This is a genomic window from Streptomyces sp. NPDC043812, from assembly GCF_056436245.1.
Window position 1 is genome coordinate 23,607 of the sequence record NZ_JBWKCY010000043.1, and the last position, 6,614, is coordinate 30,220.

Annotated in this window: 7 protein-coding genes; 4 read left to right on the forward strand and 3 right to left on the reverse strand. The window is 69.1% G+C overall.

All coding sequences use genetic code 11. From position 1 onward, the window contains the following. The first annotated feature begins 39 nt into the window (after positions 1 to 39). Complete coding sequence (locus tag AC067Z_RS36470; protein ID WP_478793945.1) at positions 40 to 789, forward strand: SDR family oxidoreductase; 750 nt, start codon at positions 40 to 42, stop codon at positions 787 to 789. A 665-nt stretch (positions 790 to 1,454) separates the two neighbouring features. On the opposite strand, the gene AC067Z_RS36475 is transcribed toward AC067Z_RS36470, so the two are convergent. Both AC067Z_RS36475 and AC067Z_RS36480 read right to left on the reverse strand, forming a co-directional pair. Further along, the gene (locus tag AC067Z_RS36475) at positions 1,455 to 2,552 is read right to left on the reverse strand and encodes a catalase family protein (RefSeq protein ID WP_478793946.1); all 1,098 of its coding nucleotides are present in this window, start codon (positions 2,550 to 2,552) and stop codon (positions 1,455 to 1,457) included. Positions 2,553 to 2,705: 153 nt separating this feature from the next. Beyond that, positions 2,706 to 3,149, reverse strand: coding sequence for a MarR family winged helix-turn-helix transcriptional regulator (locus AC067Z_RS36480; RefSeq protein WP_478793947.1), 444 nt, complete (start codon positions 3,147 to 3,149; stop codon positions 2,706 to 2,708). A 123-nt stretch (positions 3,150 to 3,272) separates the two neighbouring features. On the opposite strand from AC067Z_RS36480, the gene AC067Z_RS36485 reads away from it, so the two are divergent. Further along, positions 3,273 to 3,944 carry a flavin reductase family protein gene (locus AC067Z_RS36485; RefSeq protein WP_478793948.1) on the forward strand — a complete coding sequence of 224 codons (672 nt, stop codon included), beginning with the start codon at positions 3,273 to 3,275 and terminating at the stop codon, positions 3,942 to 3,944. Between the two features lie 314 nt (positions 3,945 to 4,258). On the opposite strand, the gene AC067Z_RS36490 is transcribed toward AC067Z_RS36485, so the two are convergent. Further along, positions 4,259 to 4,978, reverse strand: coding sequence for a CTP synthase C-terminal region-related (seleno)protein (locus AC067Z_RS36490; RefSeq protein WP_478793949.1), 720 nt, complete (start codon positions 4,976 to 4,978; stop codon positions 4,259 to 4,261). 76 nt (positions 4,979 to 5,054) lie between these two features. On the opposite strand from AC067Z_RS36490, the gene AC067Z_RS36495 reads away from it, so the two are divergent. Further along, on the forward strand, positions 5,055 to 5,939 hold the full coding sequence (locus AC067Z_RS36495; protein ID WP_478793950.1) for a LysR family transcriptional regulator: 885 nt from the start codon (positions 5,055 to 5,057) through the stop codon (positions 5,937 to 5,939). Between the two features lie 213 nt (positions 5,940 to 6,152). Next, positions 6,153 to 6,527, forward strand: a complete 375-nt coding sequence (locus tag AC067Z_RS36500; RefSeq protein WP_478793951.1) for a hypothetical protein — start codon at positions 6,153 to 6,155, stop codon at positions 6,525 to 6,527. Positions 6,528 to 6,614: the final 87 nt, after the last annotated feature.

A 6,614-nucleotide genomic window follows, 5' to 3' on the forward strand; every position in this document is an offset into this window, starting at 1 on the left:
GCGCACTCAGTGCCACTCGGTTCACGGAAGGTCACGATCATGAAGATCACGGTCATCGGAGGAACCGGACTGATCGGTTCCCAACTCGTCTCCAGACTCCGCGAGGCCGGACACGAGGTGGTCCCCTCATCCCTGTCGACCGGAGTCGACCTGCTCACCGGCGCGGGGCTCGACCAGGCGCTCGAAGGCGCGGACACGGTCGTCAACGTGACGAACTCCCCCACCTTCGACGAAGCCTCGCCGGCCTTCTTCCGCACCACCATGGAGCAGCTGCTGACCGCGGGCGAGCGCGCGGGCGTTCGCCATCAGGTCATCCTCTCCATCGTCGGCGTCGACCAAGTGCCGCAGCTGGACTACTACCGGGCGAAGACGCTCCAGGAGGACCTGCTGCGGCAAGGGCCCACCGCGTACTCGATCGTGCGCGCCACCCAGTTCTTCGAGTTCATGGACGCGGCCATGTCCTGGACCACCGACGATCGCACCGTCTGGCTTCCCTCCACACGCATCCAGCCCATCGCGGCAGCCGACGTGGTCGACGCCCTCGCCGACGTTGCCACCGCCCCGCCGCTCAATGGCACGCTCGACGTCGCCGGCCCCGATGTCTTTCGCCTGGACGAGCTCGGCCGCCTCACGCTGTCGACGCGACAGGACCACCGCACCGTCGTCACGGACGAGAAGGCGGGCATGTTCGCTGCCGTCGACGGCGACGTTCTTGTCGCCGGCCCCGAAGCGCGCTTGGCCCCGACCCACTACAAGGACTGGCTCAGCACCCCTCGCCGGCCGGCGTGACCTGCCGTGGCCGGTCAGGGCACAGGGCGGTCCGGGTAACCAGTGAGTGCCTGAGTCGGCGGATGCCGCCCGACTCAGGCACTCATCGGAACTGTGCTCGCGTACCCAGGGCCTGTCGTACGGCAGTCAAGAAGCGCTTGCGGTGCTCTGTTTGCGCCTGAATTTGAGTCCGCGCCGAGTCCTCTGGTCTTCCTGTCCGCCCGAGGGTGCCTCCTGCGGTGCGGCATACAGCCGGCACTCGAGCCCGACTGCTCTCGTCAGCGCTGTCGCGCATTCATGCACGGCCGAGGGACCCAAGACCTCGATGCGCGCGAGTTGTTGGTTTCGCGGGCGATTGGTCAAGCGGCACGGTGTCCTCGTCCGGGTACTCGTCGTAATGCCCGTTGGAGACCAGCCGGCGCTCCGGGTAGATCGTGATCTTGCTGATGCGAGCTGGGCCGGGGACGGCTACGGCCACCGTTGATCGCCGTGATGTGCGGGGAGTGACGATGAGACGGTGGCCGCAGGTCACGGAAGAGGTCCCGTTCGGGTCCCGTTCGGGTCCCGTTCGTTGGCCGGAGGTCACGGCGCGGCTGGCTGAACGACGTACAGCGGGCCACGCGGGCCGAGATCGGGGTGGAGTGGGCATGACGGACGGGCCGTGAATGACAGGCAAACCAGCGGCGTCACAGGAGTTCGGCGCTGCCGGTCGGCTCCCGTCGCGGCTGGTGGTTGAGGCGGTGCCGCTCAATGGACGAGCGGCGGTAGACCTCTTCCCGCACCCGCTGGATCTCGCCGATGGGCCGGTGGTCCTCCCGGGTGCGCCACGGGGTGATCGACGTGCCGTCCGCGGCCGTGAGGTTCTCCTCGCCGCCGATGTCCTGCCGCGGAATGCTGATGTGAGCGACCGTCACCCAGGGCGAGAGCTGGTCGGGCCACTCCACCGAGGTGTTGTCCACGGGCATCCGTGCCAGGTCGGTGTTGAGCTGCACCTGAAGCTCGAACGCGTGCTCCCGCTCGCCGGCCTCCGCCACGAGCGTGTTGCGGAATGCCTCCCCGTCCGCCCGCACGTCGACGTCGAGGTGCGCGACGGGCGAGACGGGAACCGTGCGGACCTTGGCGATGTGCTCGCCGTACCGGAAGGCGCCCATGCTGTTGTACGTGTAGGAGAGCAGGTTGCGGCGCGGCACCTGTGTGAACGAGAGCATCGCGAACAGCTCGTCCCACAGCCACTCGTCCGCGGTGGGAAGTGTTCCGCGGCGGGTGAGGAACTCGCCCATCCATGCCTTGCGCCGGGCCGGGTTCACCAGTGCGTCCGGCAGCTCCGCGAAGAGCTCCTCGATGACCATGTAGTCGTAGGCCGTGTTGGCGAAGAACACCGTGTTGTTGATCAGGTTGAGATCGAACGTGGTGGCCTCGGCCTCGTCGGCGAGCAGGGAGGCACCTGGCACTCCGAACATCTTGATCCCCATTCCGCAGGCGGCGCCGAGCAGCGAGTCCGCGCGGAGATGGCCGAGGCCGTTGGAGTAGCGCACGACCGCGTCGTACGTCGCCGGTGCGGCGAAGATCCCCTGGGCGTACGGTGCCGGAACCTCACCCACCGTGACCGTTGCCTTCATCAGGCCGTACGTCTTGCCGTGGGCGGTCCGCACCGCACGGCCCACGCCCTGACGTTCGACGGACGCCCGGGTGCGGTCGGCGACATTCCGCACGACCTCGTCCAGTTCCCGCTGGTAGGTGGGGCGTTCGACGGGGGTGTACTCCTCGTACCTGATGAATTGCATCGCCGCTCTCCTTCGCGTCTCGTGGTGCGTGTTCGGTGGTTGCCGGGCTTCACAAGAAAGATAGCGCACTATTCAATTGTGCACGATGTAACTGCATGTGATGAGTCCCACGATGAACCGGTGCGTCCGCCCCGAGTCCGGACCTCGTCGGCCTCAGCCCAGCCGAGCCGTCAGATCCCGCAGCTGGTCCCGAAGACGCTCCGCCTCGCCCGCCGACAGGCCGTAGATCCGCCCCATCGCCCCCGGCACACCCTCCGCGCGCTCCCGCAGCGCACGGCCCTGCTCGGTGGCCTCCACCGTCACTACACGCTCGTCGTCCGGCTGCCGCTCACGCCGCAGCAGCCCCGCCGCCTCCAGCCGCTTGAGCAGCGGCGACAGCGTGCCGTAGTCCAGGCCCAGCATCGCGCCCAATGCCTTCATCGGAACCTGCCCGCGCTCCCACACCGCCAGCATCACCAGGTACTGCGGATACGTGAGCCCCAACTCCGCCAGCACCGGCCGGTACGCCGCCGTCACGGCCCGCGAGGCCGAGTACAGCGCGAAGCACAGCTGATCGTCGAGGGGCGAGGGCGCGGCCGGGGTCTGGTTCTCTGCCATGCCCCCATTTTCGCTCTGAGGGGCATGGCGCCCCTGCCCAGGAAAGGCCGGAACCAGGGATGTCTTCGTTGCTCCGGGATCGTTCGGCCGTCGCCGAAGAATCCGGAACCTACGCTCCCCCGCATGAACACCGCACCGCCCAGCGCCTTGTCCGCCCACGCGACCGCCGGCCACCTGGTCATCGAGCCGAGCATTCTGTACTTCGGAACGCCGGTCGTGCTCCTGTCGTCAGAGAACCAGGACGGCTCGTTCAACCTCGCCCCGATGTCCTCGGCATGGGCACTCGGACGGACAGTGGTCCTGGGGCTGGGGGCGGATGGCCAGACCGCGCACAACCTGCGAAGCCGCCCCGAACTGGTGATCAGCCTGCCCGGCCCCGACCAGTGGGCGGCAGTGGAACGGCTCGCACCGCTCACCGGCCGCAATCCCGTTCCCCCCACCAAGGCACACGGCTGCCGGTTCGAGCCCGCCAAGTTCGCCGCAGCCGGCCTGCACGCAACACCCTCCCACCTGGTCCGCCCGCCACGCGTCGCCGAATGCCCCATCCAGATGGAGGCCAGTGCCCACCGGGTCCGGGCGGATGCCTCGGGAGACTTCGTCATCGTCGAAGCCGCCGTACGGAAAGTGCACGCCGCGCCGCAGATCGTCGTCCCCGGTACTCAGCACGTGGATCCGGCCGCGTGGAGCCCTCTGATCTACAACTTCCGCCACTACTTCGGCCTCGGCCCGGAGCTCGGCCACTCCTACCGCACCCAGACACCCAGCGGTACCGCCTCATGCGACACCACCCGCTGACCCCGTCGGCACCTCGCACCACCCCGACCCGGTCTCGCGGCGGCCGCCGGGGATCGGCATCGGCATCGGGGAGCAGGTCATTCCGATCGCACGAAGGAGCGGAATCAACCCGCCAACAAGGTAAGGAGCGCTTCAGTTGGCCGATGAGCACCGTAGTTGGCAGGACTGAGCGTCGTGGTTGCCGGGTGCCTGGGGCGTGCTGGCCGGCAGCCTGGGGAACCATGTGTCGCGGGTGGGGGCCAGCGGGCTGGCGCCGTGAGCGTCGGGCACCGTGCACCGGCGCAGGTAGACGCTCAATGGACGCTTGATACCGGTCATGCCACCGCCTTTGCCCGGGCAACGGCGGCCGCCGCGAGACCGCGGATGAAGGGGTGCGGCCGGGCGCCGTCGCCGGCGAGTTCCGGCTGGAAGAGGGTGGCGAGGAAGAACGGGTGCTCCGGCAGCTCGGCGATCCGCACCTCGCCGTCGGTGTCGGTGCCGGTGAACTGCAGCCCGTGGGTACGCAGCAGCTCCACGTGGTGGGGGCTGGCGCCGAAGTTGCAGTGGTAGCGCTCGATGGATCGCTCAGCGCCGATGAGCGCTTCGGCGAGGGAGCCTGCGGTCAGCTCGATCGTGCCCTCGTGACCGACCAGGGAGCATGCAAGCGGCACCACCACAGCGTCGGTCGCCGACGTGTCAGGCGCGTTCTCCGCATGAGCAGCCGTTGCCAGGCCGGCCACATTGCGGGCGTATTCGAGCAGGACATGCTGGAAGCCGGCGCAGGTGCCGAGCATGGGGATGTGGTCCTCGCGGGCGGTGCGGATGGCCGCGAGCGCGCCAGCCTCGCTGCGGTAAGGGCTGCCGGGCAGCACCCAGATCGCATCGAACCCGGCCAGGGTCGTGTTGTCCGCAACATCCTGCGTAGGGATCCAGTACGCGTCCAGATCCAGGCCGTCACGCTCCCGCAGCGCGTCGAGCAGGCCCGGGATGCGGGTGTGGGAGCGGACGTGGGGCGAGCGGTCGCCGACCAAAGCGACGCGGGCGGTGTGTGTCATGCGGCCATCCTCAGCCGCCCGCTTGCATCACGTCCAGCGATGATTTCTGCATCCAGCATCAGTAATACTGATACTCGTGGATCCTCAGCAGCTGCGCACTTTCGTCGCCGTGGTCGACCACCGCTCCTTCTCCGCCGCCGCCCAGGCCCTCGGCTACACCCAGTCCGCGGTCTCGCAGCACATCGCGAACCTTGAGACCGATCTGGAGGCGCCACTGCTCACGCGCCGCCCGGTAGCGCCGACCCAAGAGGGCGATCGGCTACTGGAACACGCCCGGCCGCTGCTGCTGCGCCTGGCCGCGGCGCGGGCCGATGTCGCGCGCCTGCGGCAGGTGCGCCCGGGGCGACTCGCGGTGGCCTGCACGCCAGGCACGCTGACGCCCGCCACCACGCTGGCGCTGGTACGCGCCCGCACCGCGGCGCCACAGCTCGCGGCCTCGGTGCAGGTGTGCGGCCGCACCGAAGCGGTCCAGGCAGTGCTGACCGGCGCGGCGGACCTGGCTCTGATCGACGGCGCGGTGGCATCCAGCGATCCACTGCCACTGCCTTACGCCGGCCCCCTGACCGCCTTTCCCATCAGCGAGGACCCTCTCGCGGTACTACTGCCCGCCACCCACCCGCTCGCCGGCCGTCCGGCGCTGCGGCTGGCCGACCTTGCCGCCGCCCGCTGGATCGACGCACCTGACGCCGCCGTACCCCTGGCCGAACTCCGGGCCGCCGCTCAGTCCGACGGCTTCGGCGGCCAACTCACCTACACCGGAACCGACATCCGCGGACTGTCCGTCCTGGTCTCCGCCGGAGCCGGCCTCACCACTGCCGCCCTGCCCGCAGCCGGAGACCTCCCCGGCATCGCGGCAGTACCGATCACCGAGCCCCGCATCGTGCACCGCACCGAGCTCCTGCACCCCCGCACACCCACCACCCCGGCCACCGAACTTATCGACACCTTGAGGCCCGCGTAGTGACCGCAGCGGAGCCAGCACGCAACATGTCCGACCCGCCCCATGCACGAAGCTGCAGGCGAGAAGTCGCACAGCCGCTCTGCTCGCCAGCAAGAACGCTCAGTCACGCCAACCGGGGTACTCATCCGCCAACTGAAGCGCTCAGCCACAAGTGCTTCATCGGACCCGCGCGTCGCTCGCCGCAGCAATTCGAACAGATGCATGGTTTCAGTCATGGCTGATACCGACTTCCCCGACGACCTGCGGGCCGCGCAGACCCGCCTTCACCAGGCAGCCGCCGAGCTCGCCGCCCTCTGCCGCACGCTGCCGTGGTCGGTGGAACCCATGCCTGGCTGGGCCGGCGAGGAACATCCGCACACGGGGGTCGTGTCCGGCGGGCGGGAGGACAGCCCTGGCTACACCGACCAGCAGAAGGCCGCTGTGGACCGGCTGCGCGAGGAGTGCACGGCCTTGTCCGTCACGGTCGCCACCCATCCGCATTGGGCCGCCGTGGAACGCGAGAAGGTCGTCGGCGAGCGCATGCGGCTCAAGCAGGCGACCTGCCCCGCTGCCGCCCCGGCCCTTGATGTGCAAGCCGCCGCCTACTGATCTTTTCGTAAGTTCGGTGGGTGTGGTGGGCGGATGGTCAGGCCGGTGTGGGCGAGGAATGACCATGGCAGTCGGGGGTTGGCGTTG

What these genes read in the sequence shown, in the direction of transcription:
- AC067Z_RS36470 (WP_478793945.1), top strand. Translation starts at nt 40, where the DNA reads ATGAAGATCACGGTCATCGGAGGAACCGGACTGATCGGTTCCCAACTC.
- AC067Z_RS36475 (WP_478793946.1), bottom strand. Translation starts at nt 2,552, where the DNA reads ATGCAATTCATCAGGTACGAGGAGTACACCCCCGTCGAACGCCCCACC.
- AC067Z_RS36480 (WP_478793947.1), bottom strand. Translation starts at nt 3,149, where the DNA reads ATGGCAGAGAACCAGACCCCGGCCGCGCCCTCGCCCCTCGACGATCAG.
- AC067Z_RS36485 (WP_478793948.1), top strand. Translation starts at nt 3,273, where the DNA reads ATGAACACCGCACCGCCCAGCGCCTTGTCCGCCCACGCGACCGCCGGC.
- AC067Z_RS36490 (WP_478793949.1), bottom strand. Translation starts at nt 4,978, where the DNA reads ATGACACACACCGCCCGCGTCGCTTTGGTCGGCGACCGCTCGCCCCAC.
- AC067Z_RS36500 (WP_478793951.1), top strand. Translation starts at nt 6,153, where the DNA reads ATGGCTGATACCGACTTCCCCGACGACCTGCGGGCCGCGCAGACCCGC.